Source organism: Herbaspirillum sp. RV1423 (genome assembly GCF_000577615.1).
Lineage (GTDB): Bacteria > Pseudomonadota > Gammaproteobacteria > Burkholderiales > Burkholderiaceae_D > Herbaspirillum.
Genome location: NZ_CBXX010000004.1, coordinates 327092 through 342636, shown reverse-complemented (window position 1 = coordinate 342636; position 15545 = coordinate 327092). Strand labels below are relative to the sequence as shown.

General features: G+C 63.6%; 12 protein-coding genes. 10 read left to right on the top strand and 2 right to left on the bottom strand.

Features of this window, described 5'->3' with window-relative positions:
• Positions 1-33 precede the first annotated feature (33 nt).
• On the top strand, positions 34-1281 hold the full coding sequence (locus tag RV1423_RS06270) for an MFS transporter (RefSeq protein ID WP_034294352.1): 1248 nt from the start codon (positions 34-36) through the stop codon (positions 1279-1281).
• A 98-nt stretch (positions 1282-1379) separates the two neighbouring features.
• Positions 1380-2285, top strand: coding sequence for a LysR family transcriptional regulator (locus RV1423_RS06265; protein ID WP_306409262.1), 906 nt, complete (start codon positions 1380-1382; stop codon positions 2283-2285).
• On the opposite strand, the gene RV1423_RS06260 is transcribed toward RV1423_RS06265, so the two are convergent.
• The gene (locus RV1423_RS06260) at positions 2282-3397 is read right to left on the bottom strand and encodes an alkene reductase (protein WP_034294347.1); all 1116 of its coding nucleotides are present in this window, start codon (positions 3395-3397) and stop codon (positions 2282-2284) included. The two genes, RV1423_RS06265 and RV1423_RS06260, sit on opposite strands and share 4 nt — an antisense overlap.
• Positions 3397-4104 (bottom strand): SDR family oxidoreductase, encoded by a 708-nt coding sequence (locus RV1423_RS06255; RefSeq protein WP_034294346.1) that lies wholly within the window; start codon positions 4102-4104, stop codon positions 3397-3399. Before RV1423_RS06255 ends, RV1423_RS06260 begins: the two co-directional genes overlap by 1 nt.
• A 200-nt stretch (positions 4105-4304) precedes the next feature.
• Between RV1423_RS06255 and RV1423_RS06250 the strand changes: the two genes are divergently transcribed.
• The 8 genes from RV1423_RS06250 to kdpB all read left to right on the top strand — a co-directional run bounded on the left by RV1423_RS06250 (position 4305) and on the right by kdpB (position 15541).
• Complete coding sequence (locus RV1423_RS06250; protein ID WP_034294344.1) at positions 4305-4895, top strand: TetR/AcrR family transcriptional regulator; 591 nt, start codon at positions 4305-4307, stop codon at positions 4893-4895.
• Positions 4896-4963: 68 nt separating this feature from the next.
• Positions 4964-5992 carry an NADP-dependent oxidoreductase gene (locus tag RV1423_RS06245; protein WP_034294342.1) on the top strand — a complete coding sequence of 343 codons (1029 nt, stop codon included), beginning with the start codon at positions 4964-4966 and terminating at the stop codon, positions 5990-5992.
• Positions 5993-6031: 39 nt separating this feature from the next.
• Entirely contained in the window at positions 6032-7039 is a 1008-nt protein-coding gene (locus RV1423_RS06240; RefSeq protein ID WP_034294340.1) for an LLM class flavin-dependent oxidoreductase, read from the top strand.
• Between the two features lie 137 nt (positions 7040-7176).
• The gene (locus RV1423_RS06235; RefSeq protein WP_034294338.1) at positions 7177-8760 is read left to right on the top strand and encodes a gamma-glutamyltransferase family protein; all 1584 of its coding nucleotides are present in this window, start codon (positions 7177-7179) and stop codon (positions 8758-8760) included.
• A gap of 216 nt (positions 8761-8976) precedes the next feature.
• On the top strand, positions 8977-11130 hold the full coding sequence (locus RV1423_RS06230) for a diguanylate cyclase domain-containing protein (protein ID WP_081768712.1): 2154 nt from the start codon (positions 8977-8979) through the stop codon (positions 11128-11130).
• Between the two features lie 413 nt (positions 11131-11543).
• On the top strand, positions 11544-11633 hold the full coding sequence (kdpF, locus tag RV1423_RS06225; RefSeq protein WP_034294334.1) for a K(+)-transporting ATPase subunit F: 90 nt from the start codon (positions 11544-11546) through the stop codon (positions 11631-11633).
• Positions 11633-13417 carry a potassium-transporting ATPase subunit KdpA gene (gene kdpA / locus RV1423_RS06220; protein WP_034294332.1) on the top strand — a complete coding sequence of 595 codons (1785 nt, stop codon included), beginning with the start codon at positions 11633-11635 and terminating at the stop codon, positions 13415-13417. Before kdpF ends, kdpA begins: the two co-directional genes overlap by 1 nt.
• Positions 13418-13456: 39 nt before the next feature.
• On the top strand, positions 13457-15541 hold the full coding sequence (kdpB, locus tag RV1423_RS06215) for a potassium-transporting ATPase subunit KdpB (RefSeq protein ID WP_034294582.1): 2085 nt from the start codon (positions 13457-13459) through the stop codon (positions 15539-15541).
• Positions 15542-15545: the final 4 nt, after the last annotated feature.

Below are 15545 nucleotides of genomic sequence, written 5' to 3'. Positions count from 1 at the left end.
ACTCTCCCTGTCAAATCACCTCGGAGCCCCATCATGAACACAGCAGCGCAACCGACGGCTGCCGTCAACGCCGTGCGCAAGGACAGCCATCGCTGGAAAATCCTCGGCATCGGCGTGCTGGCCAACGTCAGCTTTTCTGCCGCTTTCGCCGGCATTCCGGTCACGGCCATCTTCATGCGCGCAGATTATCGGCTGGACAATACCCAACTCGGCCTGGCGCTCGGTTCACTCGGGCTCGGTGTAGCTGTCAGCGAATTGCCGTGGGGCGTGCTGACCGACCGCTGGGGTGATCGCAGGGTGTTGCTGCGCGGCCTGATCTCGACCGCGCTGGCGTTGGCGGCAATGGCCTTGTTCGCCGCGCCCGGCGCCGACGGTATTCCGTCGAAGTGGCTGCTGGCGCTGGGGCTGCTGACAGTCGGGCTGCTCGGCGGCAGCGTCAACGGTTCCAGCGGGCGCGCGGTGATGGGCTGGTTCCGCGAAGGCGAACGGGGCCTGGCGATGAGCATCCGCCAGACCGCCGTGCCGGTCGGCGGCGGCATCGGCGCGCTGGTGTTGCCGTCGTTGGCGGCGGCGCACGGCTTTGCCGCCGTGTATGGTTTGCTGGCGCTGTTTTGTATTCTCAGCGCAGCGATGGCCTGGCTGTGGCTGCATGAACCGCCGGCGGCATCGTCGGCGAAAACCGCGCCGCCAATCCGCGGCGCCTTGCGCGACCTCAAGGTCTGGCGCGTCGCGCTGGCGATCGGCATCCTGTGTTTTCCGCAGGTATCGGTGCTGACCTTCGCCACGATTTTTTTGCATGACGTGGGCCATGCCGGATTGGCGCTGATCAGCGCCACCATGGCGGCGATCCAGATCGGCGCAGCCGTGATGCGCGTATGGAGCGGCCGCTGGACCGACCGTCACGGCAATCGCCGCAATTATCTGCGTACGTGCAGCGCGCTGAGCGCGGCGTTGTTCGTTGCGCTCGGCGTATTGACGGCGCTGGCGCCGGCCGCATGGCCGCAGTGGATATTGGGATCGGTCGTGCTGATGCTGGTGGCGGGCGGCGTCTGCGCGTCGGCATGGCATGGCGTCGCCTACACCGAGCTGGCGACACTGGCCGGCGCGCATCAGGTCGGCACGGCGCTGGGATTGGGCAACACCTGCGTGTTCCTGGTGTTCTTCATGGCGGCGCAGGCGGTGCCGGCTTTGCTCGACTGGAAATCGTGGCCGGCGGTATGGCTGGCCGGCGCGGTCGGTGCGCTGATCGCCTGGCCGATTTTCCTGAAGCAGCAGCGTTGAGGGCGATCATGCGGATTGATGCGGGTTGATGTGGGTTGATGTAATAATCACCGGCTTCAACCACTTCTTACTCTTTCGCCATGGATCGTCTGAGCGACATGCGCCTATTCCTGAGCGCCGCCTCCGCCGGCAGCTTTTCCGCCGCCGGACGCAAGGTCGGCCTGTCGCCGGCGGCATCCAGCGCCGCCATGCAAAGGTTGGAGCAGTCGCTCGGCGTCAAGCTGTTCGAGCGCACCACGCGGCAATTGCGGCTGACCGAGGAAGGGCGCCTGTACCGGTATTACTGCCAGCAGGCGATCGATGCCATCACCGAAGCCGAACATCAATTGCAAGCCGGCAAGCAACTGGTGCAAGGCACGGTGCGCATTTCGGCCCCGTCCGACGTCGGCCGCAATCGCCTGCAAGACTACCTGCTGGAATTTTCGCAGCAGTATCCCGATGTGCGCTTTGTGCTGTCGCTGAGCGATTCGCACGCCAACCTCGTGCTCGACGATGTCGACGTCGCCATCCGCTACGGCAAGCTGGCCGACAGCAGCATGGTGGCGCGCAAGCTGGCTCCCAACCGTCGCGTGATCTGCGTGGCGCCGGCCTGCGACGAGCATTTCGGCCCGCTGCGGGATGTGCAGCAACTGGCGCAACGCCCGGCGCTGGTGCTGACCACCTCGGCCGGGCCGATGAACGTCTGGCAATTCCAGACCGGCAAGCGCGTCGAATCCATCCAGCTCGATCGTTATCACGAAACCAACGACGGCGAGATCCTGCGCAAGTGGGCGGTGCAAGGCCGCGGGTATGCGTACAAGTCGGCGCTCGACATTGTCGGCGACGTGCGCGCGCAGCGCCTGCGCATCGTGTTGCCCGACAAGCTGTCGGCGCCGGTGCCGTTGCATGCGCTGTATCACCGCAACCAGCATCAGCCGCCGCGCGTCAAGCTGCTGCTGGATTTTTTGCAGGAGCGTTTCGCCGCCCAGGCCGTCGAACTCGACGAACTGGGCATCGCGTTTTAAGACGTCGCGGGATAGTCCGTGTAGCCGCGCCGGTCGCCGCCGAACAAGGTAGCGCCGTCGAGCGCGGCCAGCGCCAGATTTTCCCGCAAGCGTTTCGGCAAATCCGGATTGGCGACGAAGGGACGGCCGAAGGCCACCAGATCGGCCAGTCCGTCGGCAAGTATTTTCCCTGCCCGCTCCTTGTCGTAGCGTCCTGCCACGATGATGCGGCCCGCATAGACGGAACGCAGCTTGTGGCGGAAGTCTTCGGGAATGGTCGGCGCATCGTCCCAGTCGGCTTCCGCCAGATGGATGTAGGCGACTTTCAGCTTGTCCAGTTCTGCGGCGGCGTAAAGGATGGTGTCGACGATCTGGGGATCGGCCATATCCTTGAACGTGATGTAAGGCGCCAGGCGCACGCCGACGCGATCGGCGCCGATCTCCGCGGTCACCGCCGTCACGACTTCGCGCAGGAAGCGTACGCGGTTGTCGACGCTGCCGCCGTACTGGTCGGTGCGGTGGTTGGAGACCGTGCGCAGGAACTGATCGATCAGGTAGCCGTTGCCGCCGTGCAGTTCGATGCCGTCGAAGCCTGCTTCAATCGCATTGGCGGCAGCCTGGCGGAAGTCCTCGACGATCTCGCTGATTTCTTCCACTGCCAGCGCGCGCGGCATCGGGCAATCGACCATGCGGCCGACGCCGTCTTTGCCGACGACCCACACTTGCGTGTCGTGCGGCTGGATCGCCGATGGCGCCACCGGCGCCGCGCCGTCATGGAACATCGTGTGCGATACGCGGCCGACGTGCCACAGTTGTACGAAGATGCGTCCGTCGGCGGCATGCACCGCGTCGGTCACCAGCTTCCAGCCGGCGATCTGCGCTTCGGTATAGATGCCCGGCGTGAACGAATAACCCTGGCCCTGGCGCGAAATCTGCGTCGCCTCGGTCACGATCAGGCCGGCACCGGCGCGCTGGGCGTAATACTCGGCCATCGCCTGGTTCGGAATGTCGCCGGGCTGGCTGCTGCGGGAGCGCGTCATCGGCGCCATCACGATGCGATTGCGCAGCTCGGACGGTCCCAGTCGCAGCGGCGAGAACAGCGTGGAATCTTTCAGCGGCGCGGTATTGCTCATCACAGCAGCCCTCCGCCTTCGACATCGAGAACGGCGCCGTTGACGAATCCGTTTTCGATTGCCAGCAGATAGACTTGCGCCACGTCCTGCGGCGTGCCGACGCGGCCCACCGGCAAGGTCTGGCCGATGCGCGCCATCGCGGCGACGCGCGATTCGGCGCCCGTTTCGCCCCACAACTCGGTATCGATCACGCCCGGACTGACGACGTTCACGCGGCGTGGCGCGAGTTCCTTGGCGAGGTTCTTGGCGGCGGCTTCGACGGCGGCGTTGAGCGTGCTCTTGAGCAATCCGCCCGGACCGAACTTGCGCGACAGCAGGCCGGACGTCAGCGTCACCGACGCCGTCGGCGACAGATATGGCAGGGCGGCCTGGATCGCGAACAGCGCGCCGAACAGCTTGACGTTGAAGGCCAGTTCCAGTTCTTCGCGCTTGAGTTCGGTCAGCCTGGGCGAGCCGACGCGCGCGCCGGCGGTGAGCACCAGATGATCGATCTTGCCGATGGCGGCGAAGGCTTTTGCCAGGGCCGCGCTGTCGGTCACGTCGGCGGCGACGGCGCGGATATTGTCGCCGGCCTTGGCCGAGCGACCGATGACGGTGACGATGGCGCCGCGTCGCGCCGCCGCCTGGGCGACTTCGAGGCCGATGCCGGAAGTGCCGCCGATGACGACGACTTGTTGTTGTTTCAGGGAGAGGGATGTGTCGGACATGGTCAGTCTTTCTGTTCTGTCGTGATGGATGAGGTAATGCGTGAGGTAATCAATGAGACGTTTGCATTGTCTGCTTCGGCAGGTTTTCCGGGAATGGGGCCAGCGCTTGAATCAGCTTCTTGGTTTTTTTGAAGATGCCAAGAATACCTGTTTTGGCAGGTCTTAGACGACTGGTCTAATTTTCTGTAGAATACGCCTCCATGAGAGATACCTACACCGAAACCAAGCTCGCCATCCTGCAGGCCGGACGCCGCCTTATTGCCCAAAAGGGCTTTACCGGCGTGGGTTTGAGCGAGCTGCTGGCGGCAGCGGAAATCCCCAAGGGCTCGTTCTATCATTACTTCGGCTCCAAGGAGCGCTATGGCCGCGAGCTGATCGAGCAATACGTCGCCGAATACCTGCAGGTGCTCGACAAGATTTTTACCGCCGACGGCGGCAATGTGCGCGAACGCCTGTTGACCTATTGGGGCTACTGGCTGGAGACGCAATGCTGCGAGATGGTCGAGCACAAATGCCTGGTGGTCAAGCTGAGCGCCGAAGTCGCCGACTTGTCCGAGGAAATGCGCGTGGCCTTGCATGACGGCACCAAGGTCTTCATCGCACGTATTGCCGAAGCGATCCGTGAAGGCATCGCCGAAGGCTCGCTGCATGCCGTGCTGGAGCCGTCCAAAACCGCGCAAATGCTGTATCAGTTATGGCTGGGCGCAAGCCTTCTCAGCAAGCTGAGCCGCGACCGCGATGCGCTTGAAAGCGCCATGGAAGTCACCCGCCGCGTGCTGGTCGCACCCTGAGCTTGCCTCGCCGGATCCCATCGCTGCCTGCCGGATGGTCGGCGGCTCCATCTTCAAAGGAAACCGCCATGTCCCAGTCCGCCACTATCAATCGCCGCATCGTGCTGGCCTCGCGTCCGGGCGCTTCGCCCACGGCGGAAAATTTCCGACTCGAGGAAACCGCCGTGCCGGCGCCGGCCGCCGGGCAATTCCTGCTGCGCGCCGAATACCTTTCGCTCGACCCCTATATGCGCGGCCGCATGAGCGACGCGCCGTCGTATGCGCCATGTGTTGAGATCGGCGCCGTCATGACCGGCGGCACCGTGTCGCGCGTGGTCGCTTCGCAGCATCCCGATTATCGCGAAGGCGATCTGGTGATGGCGTATACCGGCTGGCAGGACTACGCCTTGTCGGACGGCACCGGCGCGACCAGGCTGGACAAGGGCATGCCGCATCCGTCGTATGCGCTCGGCCTGTTCGGCATGCCCGGCTTTACCGCCTATTCGGGCCTGCTCGATATCGGCCAGCCGCAGGAAGGCGAAACTGTCGTCGTCGCGGCGGCAACCGGCGCGGTCGGCTCGGTGGTCGGCCAGATCGCCAGGCTCAAGGGCTGTCGCGTGGTCGGCATTGCCGGCGGCGCCGAGAAGTGCCGCTATGCCGTCGAAGAGCTCGGCTTCGATGCCTGCATCGACCATCACGGCGACGAACTGCCGCAGCGTCTCAAGGATGCTTGCCCCAAGGGCATCGACGTGTATTTCGAGAACGTCGGCGGCAAGGTGTTCGAAGCCGTGCTGCCGTTGCTGAACGTGCATGCGCGCGTGCCGCTGTGCGGCCTGATCGCGCAATACAGCAGCGTCGCGCCCAATCCGGCCATGCTCGCCGCGCTGCCGCGCAACCTGCTGACCAGACGCATCCGCATGCAGGGTTTCATCATTTTCGATTACTACCAGCGCACCAGCTATTTCGCCGCGTTCTTCAAGGACATGAGCGCCTGGGTCGCCGCCGGCAAGATCAAGTACCGCGAAGACGTGGTGCAGGGGCTGGAGAACGCGCCGCAGGCATTCATGGGTATGCTGGAAGGAAAGAACTTCGGCAAGCTGGTGGTGCAGGTTTCCTGACGCGCATTGCGTTATTTTCAGCATTGACAAGGACACACAATGATTCCGTTTTCCGTACTCGACCTGTCGCCGATCAATCAGGGCAGCACCGCGGCCCAGGCATTCCACAACAGCAAGGAACTGGCGCAGAAAGCCGAACAGCTCGGCTATAAGCGCTACTGGCTGGCCGAACATCACAACATGACCGGCATCGCCAGCGCTGCGACCGCAGTGGTGATGTCCCACATCGCCGCCAACACCAAGAAGATCCGCGTCGGCGCAGGCGGCATCATGCTGCCGAATCATTCGCCGCTGGTGATCGCCGAACAGTTCGGCACGCTGGAGTCGCTCTTTCCCGGCCGCATCGACCTCGGCCTGGGCCGCGCGCCGGGTTCCGACCAGCGCACCGCGCGCGCCTTGCGCCGCCATCTGGGCGACAGCGCCGATACTTTCCCGCAGGACGTGGTCGAGTTGCAGGACTATTTCAAGGAAGCGTCGCCGTATCAGCCGGTGCGCGCCGTGCCGGGCGCCGGCCTGAACGTGCCGCTGTGGCTGCTCGGTTCCAGCATGTTCAGTGCGCAACTGGCGGCTGAGCTGGGTTTGCCGTTTGCATTTGCGTCGCACTTCGCGCCGGGCTTCATGAAGTCCGCCATCGAGATCTACCGCACGCGCTTCAAGCCGTCGGAGGCGCTGGCGCGCCCGCATGTCATGCTCGGCCTGAACGTGTTCGCCGCCGACACCGACCGTGAAGGCGAGCGCCTGTTTACCTCGCTGCAGCAGCAGTTCGTCAATCTGGTGCGCGGCGTGCCGGGCCAGTTGAATCCGCCGCGAGAGACCATGGAAGACTACTGGCGCCCGGAAGAAAAGGCGCACGTCGAGCGCTCGCTGGCCTGCGCCATCGTCGGTTCGCCGATGACCGTGCGCGACGGCCTGCAAGCCTTCATCGACGACACCGGCGCCGACGAATTGATGATCACCGCGCAGATTTACGACCACGCGGCGCGCTTGCGGTCGTTCGAGATCGTGGCGCAGGCGCGCGAAGCGTTGAGTTTGACGCCGCAGATTTGATGCAGAGCGGTTGACGCTGACGAGGCCGGGATGATCCCGGCCTTTTTTATTTCCACCGACGTGCGCCGTGGAATGTTGGGTTACGATACCGGTCAAGGCTCAATAGCCTGGCTCAACCAACAGCATCAGGAGATTCCATGTTGTACAGCAAGACTTGCATCGGCGGCATGGTGACCGCCCCTCATCATCTGGCTGCGCAGGCGGGCGCAGCCGTCTTGCGCGAAGGCGGCAACGCCGTGGAAGCGATGGTCGCGGCGGCCGCGGCGATTGCCGTGGTGTATCCGCATATGAACGGCATCGGCGGCGACGGCTTCTGGCTGATCAGCGAACCTGGCCGCGCGCCGGTGGCGATCCAGGCCTGCGGACAATCCGCTGCGCTGGCGACCACGGATTTTTACGCGCAGCACGGCGATGCCGCGATTCCCACACGCGGTCCGCGCGCGGCGCTGACCGTGGCAGGCGCGGTCGGCGGCTGGGCGGCGGCGCTCGATGCGGTCAAGGGCTGGGGCAAGGCGTTGCCGGTCTCGCGCCTGCTGGCCGAGGCAATCCATCATGCTCGCGCCGGCGTGCCGGTGACGCGTTCGCAGGCGGAATTGACGCGCGACAAATGGGACGAACTGAAGGATCAACCGGGCTTTGCCGCCACTTATGCCGCGCAGGGCGCGCCGGAGCAGGGCGCGATCCTCAGGCAGCCGGCGCTGGCGGCGATGCTGGCGCGCCTGGCCGAAGCCGGTCTCGACGACTTCTATCGCGGCGATCTGGCGCAGAAGCTGGCCGCCGGCCTGGAGAAAGTCGGCAGCCCGCTGCGCGCCGCCGATCTGGCCGCTTACCGCGCGCAAGTTGTGCAGCCGCTGATGGTGCAATTGAGCGCCGGCCGCGTCTACAACCTGCCGCCGCCGACGCAGGGCGTCTCGGCGCTGATGATCCTGGGCTTGTTCGATCGCCTCGGCGTCAGGCAGGCCGACGGTTTTGAGCATATCCACGGACTGGTGGAAGCCACCAAACGCGCCTTCATCCTGCGTAACAAATACGTCACCGATACCGCCCACATGTCGGTCGATGCCGCCGACTGGCTGCTGCCTGACGCGCTGGACCGCGAAGCGGTGCAGATCGACATGCAGCGCGCGGCGGCATGGCCGCATGCGCCAAAGCCGGGCGACACCGTCTGGATGGGCGCCGCCGATGCGCAGGGGCGGGTGGTCAGCTATATCCAGAGTATTTTCTGGGAATTCGGCAGTGGCGTGGTGGCGCCCGATACCGGCGTGGTCTGGCAAAACCGCGGCGCCAGCTTCACGCTCGACGACGGCGCCAACCGCTTGCTGCCCGGCAAGCTGCCGTTCCATACCCTCAATCCGTCGCTGGCGCGCCTGAACGACGGTCGCACGCTGGCCTACGGCACCATGGGTGGCGAGGGCCAGCCGCAGACGCAGGCGGCTGTGTTCAGCCGCCATGTGCTGTTCGGCCAGGACATGCAGGCCGCGGTCAGTGCGCCGCGCTGGCTGCTGGGCCGCACTTGGGGCACCGTCTCGACCAACCTGAAGCTGGAAGGACGCATCCCCGAATATGTGGTCGACGCGCTCGGGCGCGCCGGCCACGATGTCGAGGTGGTGGCCGATTACACTGATGCGATGGGCCATGCCGGCGCGGTATGCGTGCATCCGGGCGGCCTGATCGAAGGCGCCGCCGATCCGCGCGCCGATGGTATTTGCGCGGGCCTGTGACGGCAATTTGCGACAGGCCGGCAGTGTTTCCTGTTGGAAAATGTTGAAAAAACAACTTTTCAGCGTTGTCCAGGTGCCGCATATTTGCTCCTGATCCAATGGAGCCGCTAATATTCCGTTACCCTTCCTACAGAACAACGAAATCCGGAGACGCTCACGCCCCTGCGGCCGATCGCGTCGTCGCTGCCGGAATCGGATCGAAACACCTCTGGAGCCATGTTGAGCACAAAAAAACTCTCATCGACGTTGAGCCTGTCCTCATGGGTCACGATAGGAGTAGTGCTGTCGGTGTTGATCACGACGGTTTCGGTACTGCTGCTGGTGGACCAGTTCACACGCAACTATGCGCGCAATGAAGCCGAGGCGCGCCTCGGGCAGCTAGCCTGGCAGATGCAGGATGCGCTCGACCGCAGCATGGCAGAGCGTTACATCGACATCAAGATACTGGCACAGCGCCCCTCCGTCCGAGAGGCCAGGGATCCGGCGCGCATGCGCATCATCTTCAACGAACTGCAGAAAACGGTTCCCAATTACGCCTGGATCGGTTTCGCCACGCCGGACGGCAATGTGCTGGCCGCCGCCAACGGTTTGCTGGAAGGACAGAGCGTTGCCGAGCGCCCGTGGTACAAGAAGGCGCAAAAGGATTTCTTCGTCGGCGACTACCATCCTGCCGTCCTGCTGGAAAAGAAGCTGCCGGCCGCGGTAGACCCCTGGCGCTTCGTCGACATTGCCATGCCGATCAACGATCAGGACGGACGGTTCAAGGGCGTGCTCGGCATCCACCTGAGCTGGGCCTGGGCGCGCGACCTGGCCAGGAAACTGCTGAACCCGGCCAACGATCGCTACGACGTCGAGATCATGATCGTGCGCGAAGACGGTACCGTGCTGCTCGGCCCCAAGGGGCTCGAAGAAAAGAAGATCGCCACCGACAGCTTCAGGGCGTCGCTGCGCCAGCCTTCCGGCGCCATGCGCGAACTGGGTGACGACGGCCGGCAGTACCTCACCGGTTTTGCGCGCACCGGCCTCAGCGGCGAATATGGCGAAATGAAATGGACCGTGCTGGTGCGCCAGCCCGAACAGATTGCCATGGCCGGATTCAAGGAGCTCGAGCGCCAGGTGCTGTTCGTCGGCTGCCTGGTCGGCTTGTTGCTGACGGCGCTGGTGTTTTTCCTCACGCGCCGCCTGGTGGCGCCGATGAATGCGCTGAGCGCCGCGCTGGAGCGTCGCGCCACCGGCGACGACAAGGCGGTCGTTCCCATCGTCGGCACCTATTATGAAATCCAGTTGCTGTCGACGACGCTCTCCAGCATGGTCCAGCGCGAAGAGAATTACCTGCGCGAGGTGCGTTCGCTCAACGAAGGCCTGGAGCAGCGCGTCAACGACCGCACCCGGCGTCTGCACGAAACCGCCATCGCATTGCAGCAGGCGCTCGACAGCCAGCGCGAAAACCAGATGCAGCTCGAAGAGAGTGAAAATGAACTGCGCGCCATCCTGCAAAACGCCCACGATGCCTTCATCGCCATCGACGAGGACGGCATCGTGCTGGAGTGGAACCGCCAGGCGGAACAGTTGCTGGGCTGGGCGGGCAAGGATGCCATCGGCAAGGAACTGGCGGAGCTGATCATCCCGCTCGAACAGCGCGAACTGCACCGGCGCGGCATGAAACATTTCATTGCCACCGGCGAGGGCGTGGTGATCAACAACCGCATCGAGATCAATGCCTTGCGTCGCGACGGCAGCGAGCTGCCGGTGGAAATGACGGTCGGCTGCATCGAGCGTCGCGCAGGCCATCTGTTCATCGCCTTCCTGCATGACATCACCGAACGCCAGGCTTTCCGCAATTCCTTGCAGGAAATGGCGCTGACCGACATCCTGACCGGCCTGCCGAACCGCCGCGCGTTTACGCAAAAATTGCCGGAAGCCATGGCGCGCGCCGCGCGCGAACAGCAACCCATGGGTTTGCTGTTCATGGATATCGACGGCTTCAAGGGCGTCAACGACAAATACGGCCACGAAGCCGGCGACGAATTGCTCGTGCAGTTTGCCGCGCGCCTGACCGGTTCCGTACGCGAGGTCGACCTGGCGGCGCGTCTGGCCGGCGACGAATTCACGGTGATCCTGGAGCGTTTGCAGCAGGGGCAGGCCGATGCGTTGATCGTGGCCGAGAAGATCCTCGCGGCGATGCGCGGGCCGTTTGTACTGAGTGCAGCGACGGTCAATCTATCGAGCAGCATCGGCGTGGCCATCTACGAACCCGGCCGGCACACTGATCAGGACGCGCTGGTGGCGCAGGCCGACAAGGCCATGTACGCCGCCAAGAAGGCCGGCAAGAACCGGGTTGAGTGGAATACGGAAGAAAATCCGGCCTGAGCGGCCTGATGCCGTTCGGTTAAACCTGTTTCTCTGGCTGTTGCCACGGCGTAGTGAAAACGTCCGACGCGACGCTGGGTCCTGACTTTCGTCAGGACGACGGTTGTGATGGAGCGACAAGCTTTTATACTTAACTGAATGGCATTGGCCTGAGAGGCCCCGGTTTGCTCATCTCTCTACACATATCCTCTTTTCCCGATGCGCCGCTCCGAGCGGCACATTTCTGTTTACACAAAATTTATACCGCCTTCTCATAGTTTTATCCGGTTTTGATGCTTCCCGGAATATTGTTCACCTCGCAAGCATTCACCAAGGGAGTCGGACATGGATTTTTTATACGTTGGCGCGTTAGCGTTATGCAGCGTCGTGATGTGGGCCTTTATTGTCGCCTGCAAGAAGCTGGAGGACATGCAATGAGCATCATGCAAATACTGGGGCTGGCCGTATCGGTCGGCCTGTTGGCGTATCTCGTTTACGCGCTGATCAAGCCGGAGGCTTTCTGATGACTGCTTCGATTACCCAACTGGCGATCTACCTGGTCGTCCTGCTCTTGCTGTCGGTGCCGCTGGGCTGGTACATCGCCCGCGTCATGGAGGGCAAGTCAAGCGTCAATCGCCTGTTCGGCGGCATTGAAAACTTCTTTTATCGCGTGTGCGGCATCCGCGCCGATGCCGATATGGGCTGGAAGCAGTATGCGCTGGCGATGCTGCTGTTCAATGTGCTCGGCATGTTTTTCGTCTATGCCATGCAGCGCCTGCAACTGTGGCTGCCGCTCAATCCGCAGGGCATGGCCAACGTCAGCACCGATTCGTCGTTCAACACGGCGGTCAGCTTCGTCACCAACACGAACTGGCAGGGTTACGTCGGTGAAAGCACGATGAGCTACCTGACCCAGATGCTGGCGCTGGCGGTGCAGAACTTCGCTTCGGCCGCCACCGGCATTGCCGTCGCATTTGCGCTGATCCGCGGTTTCGTGCGCCACAGCAGCAAGAGCATCGGTAACTTCTGGGTGGATATGACGCGTTCCACCCTGTACGTGCTGCTGCCGCTGTCGATGCTGATCGCGGTCATCCTGATGAGCCAGGGCGTGATCCAGAACTTCAAGTCCTACATCGAAGTCGCCACGCTGGAAACCACCGTCTACAGCCAGCCGCGCCTGGACGAACAAGGGCAGCCGGTGAAGGATGCCAAGGGCAATCCTGTGGTCGACGAGATGAAGACCAGCAAGCAGACTTTGCCGATGGGTCCGGTGGCGTCGCAGGAAGCGATCAAGATGGTCGGCACCAACGGCGGCGGTTTCTTCAACGCCAACTCGGCGCATCCCTACGAAAACCCGACGCCGTTGGCGAATTTCGTGCAGATGCTGGCGATCCTGATCATTCCGGCCGCGCTGTGCACCAGCTTCGGCATGCTGGCCGGCGACCGCCGCCAGGGTTGGGCGATATTGGCGGCGATGACCTTGCTGTTCATCGTCATGACGCTGGTCATCATGTATTTCGAGCAGCAGCCCAATCCGGCGCTGGCCGCGGTCCATGCCACGCAAGGCAGCGGCATGATGGAGGGCAAGGAAACCCGCTTCGGCATTGCCGCGTCAAGCTTGTTCGCGGCGATCACCACGGCGGCTTCCTGCGGCGCGGTCAACGCCATGCATGACTCGCTGTCGCCGCTGGGCGGGCTGGTGCCGATGCTGCAGATGCAACTGGGTGAAGTGGTCTTCGGCGGCGTCGGCTCGGGCTTGTACGGCATGCTGATCTTCGCCGTGCTGGCAGTGTTCATCGCCGGCCTGATGATCGGCCGCACGCCGGAATACCTGGGCAAGAAGATCGGCGTGTTCGACATGAAGATGATGTCCATCGCCATCCTCATGACGCCGACGCTGGTGCTGGTGCTGACCGCGATCTCGGTGATGGTCGAGAGCGGCCTGGCTGGTATCGCCAACCCCGGCGCGCACGGCTTCTCGGAAATCCTGTACGCCTTCAGTTCGGCCGCCAACAACAACGGCAGCGCCTTTGCCGGCCTGTCCGCCAATACGCCTTACTACAACATCATGACCGGCATCGCCATGTGGCTGGGCCGTTTCGGCATCATCGTACCGGTGCTGGCCATGGCTGGTTCGCTGGCCGGCAAGAAACGCCTGACGGCAACTTCCGGCACCTTGCCGACGCACGGCCCGCTGTTCGTCGCCCTGCTGATCGGCGCGGTGATCCTGGTCGGCGCGCTGACGTATGTCCCGGCGCTGGCGCTGGGTCCGGTGATCGAGCATTTGCAAATGCTGGCGATTCATTAATCGATGAATACCAGCATGAACGCTGAAATGGAGAAAAAAATGGCAAATAGTTCTGCCACCCAATGGATGTTCGATCCGGTGATCGTCAAACCGGCCCTGATCGACTCCTTCAAAAAATTGTCGCCACGCGCGCAATGGCGCAATCCGGTGATGTTCGTGGTCTACCTCGGCAGCATCCTGACCACGCTGCTGTATCTGCAAGCCCTGAACGGCCACGGCGAAGCGCCGGCCGGCTTCATCCTCGCCGTCGCCGTCTGGCTGTGGTTCACGGTGCTGTTCGCCAATTTTGCCGAAGCATTGGCCGAGGGCCGCAGCAAGGCGCAGGCGGCATCGCTGCGCAGCGCCAAGAAGAGTGTGGTGGCCAAGAAGCTGCAACGCGCCAATCGTTCCGACCGCGCTGAACTGGTCGAAGGCGGTTCGCTGCGCAAGGGCGACCTGGTCCTGATCGAAGCCGGCGATGTGGTGCCGGCCGACGGCGAAGTCGTCGAAGGCGTCGCCACGGTCGACGAGAGCGCCATCACCGGCGAATCGGCGCCGGTGATCCGCGAATCGGGTGGCGACTTCTCCGCCGTCACCGGCGGCACCCGCGTGCTGTCGGACTGGATCATCGTCCGTGTCACGGTCAATCCCGGCGAGGCTTTCCTCGACCGCATGATCGCCATGGTGGAAAGCGCCAAGCGCCAGAAGACGCCCAACGAGATCGCACTGACGCTGCTGCTGGTGGCGCTGACCATCGTGTTCCTGCTGGTGACCGTGACCTTGCTGCCGTTCTCGGTATTCAGCGTCAATGTCGCGCATGGCGGTTCGCCGGTCACCGTGACGGCGCTGATCGCCTTGCTGGTGTGCCTGATCCCGACCACCATCGGCGGCCTGCTGTCGGCCATCGGCGTGGCCGGCATGAGCCGCATGATGCAGGCCAACGTGATCGCCACCTCGGGCCGCGCGGTGGAAGCCGCCGGCGACGTCGACGTGCTGTTGCTGGACAAGACCGGCACCATCACGCTGGGCAACCGTCAGGCCTCGGCATTCCTGCCGGCCAACGGCGTCAGCGAGCAGGAACTTGCCGACATCGCGCAACTGGCTTCGCTCGCCGATGAAACGCCGGAAGGCCGCAGCATCGTGGTGCTGGCCAAGAAGCGCTTCAACCTGCGCGAACGCGAAATGGCCAGCATGGGTGCGGTCTTCATCCCGTTCACCGCGCAGACGCGCCTGTCCGGCGTCGATCTCGGCAACCGTCAGATCCGCAAGGGCGCCGCCGACGCCATCCGCAAGCTGGCCGAACAGGCCGGCCAGCAGGTGCCGGCGGAAGTCAGCGCCGCAGTCGACATCGTCGCACGCCGCGGCAGCACGCCGCTGGTGGTGGCCGAGATAAGCAACGGCGTGGTGCGCGTGCTTGGCGCGATCGAACTCAAAGACATCGTCAAGGGCGGCATCAAGGAGCGTTTCTCCGAACTGCGCCGCATGGGCATCAAGACCATCATGATCACCGGCGACAACCGCCTCACTGCGGCAGCGATTGCCGCCGAAGCGGGCGTCGACGACTTCCTCGCCGAAGCCACGCCGGAGAACAAGCTGTCGCTGATTCGCCAGCACCAGGCCGAAGGCAAGCTGGTGGCCATGACCGGCGACGGCACCAACGACGCCCCGGCGCTGGCGCAGGCCGACGTCGCGGTAGCGATGAATACCGGTACGCAAGCGGCCAAGGAAGCCGGCAACATGGTCGACCTCGACTCCAATCCGACCAAGCTCATCGAGATCGTCGAGATCGGCAAGCAGATGCTGATGACGCGCGGCAGCCTGACCACGTTTTCCATCGCCAACGACGTCGCCAAGTATTTCGCCATCATCCCGGCGATGTTCGCGACCACCTATCCGCAGCTTGCGGCGCTGGACATCATGCATCTGAACAATCCGGCGTCGGCGATCTTGTCGGCGGTGATTTTCAATGCGCTGGTGATCGTCGTGCTGATCCCGCTGGCCTTGCGCGGCGTGCGTTACCGGGCTCTGGGCGCGGCTGTGCTGTTGCGTCGCAATTTGCTTATCTACGGACTGGGCGGCCTGATCGTGCCGTTCGCCGGCATCAAGCTGATCGACATGCTGCTTGGCGTGTTCGGCCTGGCTTAATTCT

What these genes read in the sequence shown, in the direction of transcription:
- RV1423_RS06270 (WP_034294352.1), top strand. Translation starts at nt 34, where the DNA reads ATGAACACAGCAGCGCAACCGACGGCTGCCGTCAACGCCGTGCGCAAG.
- RV1423_RS06265 (WP_306409262.1), top strand. Translation starts at nt 1,380, where the DNA reads ATGCGCCTATTCCTGAGCGCCGCCTCCGCCGGCAGCTTTTCCGCCGCC.
- RV1423_RS06260 (WP_034294347.1), bottom strand. Translation starts at nt 3,397, where the DNA reads ATGAGCAATACCGCGCCGCTGAAAGATTCCACGCTGTTCTCGCCGCTG.
- RV1423_RS06255 (WP_034294346.1), bottom strand. Translation starts at nt 4,104, where the DNA reads ATGTCCGACACATCCCTCTCCCTGAAACAACAACAAGTCGTCGTCATC.
- RV1423_RS06250 (WP_034294344.1), top strand. Translation starts at nt 4,305, where the DNA reads ATGAGAGATACCTACACCGAAACCAAGCTCGCCATCCTGCAGGCCGGA.
- RV1423_RS06245 (WP_034294342.1), top strand. Translation starts at nt 4,964, where the DNA reads ATGTCCCAGTCCGCCACTATCAATCGCCGCATCGTGCTGGCCTCGCGT.
- RV1423_RS06240 (WP_034294340.1), top strand. Translation starts at nt 6,032, where the DNA reads ATGATTCCGTTTTCCGTACTCGACCTGTCGCCGATCAATCAGGGCAGC.
- RV1423_RS06235 (WP_034294338.1), top strand. Translation starts at nt 7,177, where the DNA reads ATGTTGTACAGCAAGACTTGCATCGGCGGCATGGTGACCGCCCCTCAT.
- RV1423_RS06230 (WP_081768712.1), top strand. Translation starts at nt 8,977, where the DNA reads ATGTTGAGCACAAAAAAACTCTCATCGACGTTGAGCCTGTCCTCATGG.
- kdpF (WP_034294334.1), top strand. Translation starts at nt 11,544, where the DNA reads ATGAGCATCATGCAAATACTGGGGCTGGCCGTATCGGTCGGCCTGTTG.
- kdpA (WP_034294332.1), top strand. Translation starts at nt 11,633, where the DNA reads ATGACTGCTTCGATTACCCAACTGGCGATCTACCTGGTCGTCCTGCTC.
- kdpB (WP_034294582.1), top strand. Translation starts at nt 13,457, where the DNA reads ATGGCAAATAGTTCTGCCACCCAATGGATGTTCGATCCGGTGATCGTC.